Annotated in this window: 4 protein-coding genes; all 4 read left to right on the top strand. The window is 67.3% G+C overall.

What is annotated here, in order from left to right; translation table 11 throughout:
- Positions 1–66: 66 nt before the first annotated feature.
- The gene (locus CCN72_RS13190; RefSeq protein ID WP_244174213.1) at positions 67–942 is read left to right on the top strand and encodes an acyl-CoA desaturase; all 876 of its coding nucleotides are present in this window, start codon (positions 67–69) and stop codon (positions 940–942) included.
- A gap of 161 nt (positions 943–1103) precedes the next feature.
- A complete protein-coding gene (locus tag CCN72_RS13185) occupies positions 1104–1385 on the top strand; it encodes an acyl carrier protein (RefSeq protein WP_085563742.1) in 282 nt (93 codons plus the stop codon).
- 22 nt (positions 1386–1407) lie between these two features.
- Complete coding sequence (locus CCN72_RS13180) at positions 1408–2511, top strand: fatty acid desaturase (RefSeq protein WP_086807690.1); 1104 nt, start codon at positions 1408–1410, stop codon at positions 2509–2511.
- The coding region (locus CCN72_RS13175; RefSeq protein ID WP_107430097.1) for an alpha/beta hydrolase at positions 2508–3230 on the top strand (723 nt) is incomplete at its 3' end. The genes CCN72_RS13180 and CCN72_RS13175, both read left to right, overlap by 4 nt.

Here is a 3230-nt window from a genome sequence, read left to right as displayed (position 1 = left end):
AGCAGGTAGGCGGCGGCCGCGGTTCCGATCAGCGGCAGGGTCATGGTGGTCAGGGCGGAGAACCGTTTGATCCGCAGGCTGACGGGGTCGAGCCTGACGACGGCGTTCGCGGCCGCCGCCTACCTGCTGTGGAGCGGCCACTACACCGCGACCGACCTGTGGCTGTTCGCCGCCATGTACTTCGTCCACATGTTCGGCATCACCGTGGGCTTCCACCGCTACCTCGCCCACAAGGCCTTCAAGACCTCACCCGCCTTCGAAGCCCTCATGATGATCACCGGATCCATGGGCGCCCAGGGCCCCCTCATGTTCTGGGTCATCACCCACCGCCGCCACCACCGCTTCAGCGACCAGGAAGGCGACCCCCACTCCCCCAACCTCCACGGCTGGGCCCTCAAAGCCCGCCTGCACGGCCTGTGGTACGCCCACATGCCCTGGATGCTCAGCCCCGAAGCCAGCAAGGTCACCGTCTTCGGACCCGACGTCCTGCGCAGCCGGCGCCTGATGTACTTCAACCGCACCTACCCCCAATGGGTCCTGCTGGGCCTGGTGCTGCCGGCCGTGATCGACTTCGCGGTCGTACGGACCCCGATGGCACTGCTCGGCGGCCTCGTCTTCGGCGGTCTGGCGCGGATCTTCGTCGCCAACCAGGCGGCCTGGTGCGTCGGCTCGGTCTGCCACGCCTTCGGCGGGCGGCCCTTCGACAACGACGACCACAGCGCCAACAACTGGCCCGTCGCCCTGTTCACCTTCGGCGAAGGACTCCAGAACAACCACCACGCCTTCCCCGGCTCCTACCGCCACGGCGTCACCTGGTGGGAACCCGACCTCAGCGGCTGGCTCCTCATGGCCCTCGGCAAACTCCACATCGTATGGAACCTCCGCGAACCCGACAAAACCACCATCACCCAGCGCAGACAAGAAGCCAAAACCACCACCTGACACCCCACCGGGCCACACACACCCACCACCCGCACCACCCGCACCACCCGCACACGCCACCGCAAGCACAACGCACCACCCGGCACAGGCGATACAAGGCCCCACCCGGCACAAGGCCAGTACGAGGCAGTACGAGGCAGTACGACGAGGAAAGGCACACCATGTTCAACCGCAAGAAGGTCCAGCGTCCCCAGGGGCCCCTCACCGAGCAGGCCCTGCGCCAGTGGCTCGTGGACTACCTGGTCGTCCACGTCGAGATACCCCGCGAGGACATCGACACCGCCAAGACCTTCGAGGCCTACGGCCTCGACTCCCGCGTGGCCGTCCAGGTCTCCGGCGCCCTGGAGAAAGTCATCGAACGCCGCCTCTCCCCCGGCCTCCTGTACGAATACCAGTCCATCGACGCCCTCACCGCCCACCTCACCGCCGAACTCAAGCTCTGACGCCGAAAGGACAACGACCACCATGGGGGCATTCGACTTCCCTTCGGCACCGGAGGAGAACTTCCGGGCCTTTATGCGCCAGGCCGAACAACTCGAAGGCGAACGCCTGGCCGGCGCGATACCCAAGGAGTACTTCGAACCCCGCGTAAGCCGCGGCCTGATCGGGTTCGTGGTCAGCTGGCTGCTGTACGCGGGCGCGATCGTGGGCGTGGCCTACTCACCGACCTGGCTGCTGTGGATCCCCCTGTGGATCGTGGCCGGGCTCGGCGGCTGGGGCCTGCACTGCATCGCCCACGACTGCGGACACGGCTCGTTCTCGCGTTCGCGCAGGTTCAACTACGCGATCGGGCACGTGGCGCTGCTGCCGCTGATCTACCCGTTCCACGCCTGGCGGCACGTCCACAACATGCACCACAGCAGCACCAACCACCTCGAACTCGACACCGACTGGCGCCCCGTACCCGCCGGCATGTTCGAACGCATGTCCCTGTGGGACAAAACCGTCTACGTCTCCACCCGCACCTGGGCGTTCTGGGGCGGCACCATCAACTACTGGGCCGAATCCGCCCTGCGCCCCGGCTTCTTCCCCAAAGCCGGCCAGCGACGCGAAGTCCGCCGCTCCCTGCTGTTCGTCGCCGCCGTCACCCTGCCCTACGCCGCACTCCTGGTGTACTTCACCGGCTTCACCGGACTGCTGATCTACTTCGTCGCCCCCTGGATCGCCACCCACGCCTGGTTCAGCGCCACCACCCTCATGCACCACAGCGCCAGCGACATCCCCTACCTCACCGCCGAGTACTGGACCCGCAACGCCAGCCGGCTCCTCGTGACCACCGACTACGTCTACCCCCGCTGGCTCCTCTTCCTCACCCACAACATCTCCATCCACACCGCCCACCACGTCGCCCCCGTCATCCCCTACTACAACCTGCCCAAAGCCCAGGAAACACTCAAAGCCCGCTACCCCGGCATGGTCCGCGAACGACGCTTCTCCTTCCGGCAGATGTGGGACATCGTCCGCCACCTCCACTTCTACGACACCGAATCCGGGTACTACGCCGACCTCGCCCGCAACAAGATCGAACCCAAGACCACCATGACCCCGGCCACCAAGAGCACCCCGTGACCAGCCGGTGGCTGCGCCGCCACGCACACAGCACAGCGAACACGCTGGCACCCCGCGTGGCGGCACGATGGGCGACCGACATCTTCAGCAGCACCCGCACCTACGGCCTACGCCCCGACAACACCCTCCCCCTCGGCGCGACCCCCTTCACCGTCCACGGCAACAAAGACGTCACCGACGGCTTCCTCTGGAACGAAAACGCCACCCGGGGCAGCGCCCTCCTCGTCCACGGCTGGGCCGCCAACAGCAGCAGCATGCACTCCCTCGTCCCCCCACTGCGCAACCTCGGCCTGCGCGTCGCCGCCTTCGACGGACCCGCACACGGAGTCCGCACAGGCAACCAGGCCACCATGACCCAGTACACACAGGCCACCGGCGCGGTCCTGGACACCCTGGGCGACGTACGCGTCGTCGTAGCCCACTCGCTCGGATCCATCGCCGCCATCGCCGCGATCGCGGAACACACCGGACACCAGCCCGAATGCGCGGTACTCATCGCACCGCCCGCCGCACTCGGAGACGTACTCGAACGCTGGGACGGAGCAGGCCTGCGCCTCACCCCGCCACTCGTGGAAGGCATCTACCGGGAACTCCACCGCCGCAACGGGGTACCCGTCAGCCACTGGGACCTCACCGCCCGCGCAGCCGCACTCGACATCCCCACCCTCGTCCTCCACGACCCCCACGACCCCATGGTCCCCTACACCGACGCCCGCACC

It is taken from the genome of Streptomyces murinus (assembly GCF_002154555.1).
Taxonomy (GTDB): domain Bacteria; phylum Actinomycetota; class Actinomycetes; order Streptomycetales; family Streptomycetaceae; genus Streptomyces; species Streptomyces murinus.
Note: the sequence above shows the minus strand (reverse complement) of the source record. Positions and strands in the feature narration are given on the sequence as shown.